This window comes from Massilia arenae, assembly GCF_008014745.1.
GTDB classification, from domain to species: Bacteria; Pseudomonadota; Gammaproteobacteria; order Burkholderiales; family Burkholderiaceae_D; genus Telluria; species Telluria arenae.
Genome location: NZ_VPFD01000066.1, coordinates 1 through 428, shown reverse-complemented (window position 1 = coordinate 428; position 428 = coordinate 1). Strand labels below are relative to the sequence as shown.

1 protein-coding gene is annotated in these 428 nt (G+C 55.4%); it reads left to right on the top strand.

The window, feature by feature from the left end; all coding sequences use genetic code 11:
• On the top strand, positions 1-428 hold a 428-nt coding region (locus FVD38_RS26290; RefSeq protein ID WP_147937495.1), incomplete at both ends, for a transposase.

Here is a 428-nt window from a genome sequence, read left to right as displayed (position 1 = left end):
GATCGCAAGCAGTACCTGTTTAAGGGCTTGAGCCTGTTTGCACTGGACGGGACGACCTTGAAGACCGCCGATACCCCAGAGCACCGTGAACATTTCGGTGAACAGGTTTATTCCAGCGGTCGAATTTCCAGCTATCCGCAAGTGCGTGGCGTGACCTTGACTGCGGTGCCAACCCACTTGATCCGTGATGCGAAGTTCGGCCCTTACGGCATCAACGAGATGCTCTACGCAAAAGAGCTGCTCGCGTCGATTCCAGACGACTCCCTGACCGCATTCGACAAAGGTTTTCTGTCGGCAGAGATTCTGTGTGGCTTGACCAATAATGGAACGAACCGCCACTTCATCATCCCAGCCAAGGCCAACACCAAATGGGAAGTAGTCGGCGGCACACCTGACGATGCGGTTATCGAGATGCGCGTGTCGCCCCA